1 tRNA gene is annotated in these 551 nt (G+C 52.6%); it reads right to left on the minus strand.

The features are described 5' to 3' along the window. Positions 1-238: 238 nt before the first annotated feature. A tRNA-Arg gene (locus DW029_RS03900) sits at positions 239-315 on the minus strand. Positions 316-551: the final 236 nt, after the last annotated feature.

Raw genomic sequence — 551 nt, forward strand, 5'->3', positions numbered from 1 at the left:
TGGTACTTGCACATCCACTTCGTGTGGGAAAGGCTGTAGGCCTTCTGGGCCATGGCGACCACCCCTTCGACTCGAATTCTTGACGGCCTGAACAATCGTCAATATCGGTCGGAGGGGTGGCTTTGTAAAGCCGTTTGTCTCCACCCGCGTAGCGGGTGGTTTAAAGCTGGCCGCTGCGCGGCCAGCAGACTAAAGTCTTGAAGTAATAGCCCCCGTTGCCGGGAGCTTTAAAGTCAATTGGTGCGGCGTATAGGATTCGAACCTATGACGTTCTGATTCGTAGTCAGACCCTCTATCCAGCTGAGGTAACGCCGCGACTTGTTGATTATTATGCACATGGACTGAATAATCGTCAAGCGTTTTTCAAAAAAAGTTATTGAATTTGATTTTTACTCATTTTGACCCCTTGATGCGATTTTCGACGCATCGCGATATAAGAAAAGCTCCCGTTGCCGGGAGCTTTAAAGTCAATTGGTGCGGCGTATAGGATTCCGCGCATCCGCTGCGCGGATCCGCACCGGCTTCGCCCGCCTGCCGGCGGACTCGCCCGC

It is taken from the genome of Collinsella sp. AF38-3AC (genome assembly GCF_003474365.1).
Classification (GTDB): domain Bacteria; phylum Actinomycetota; class Coriobacteriia; order Coriobacteriales; family Coriobacteriaceae; genus Collinsella.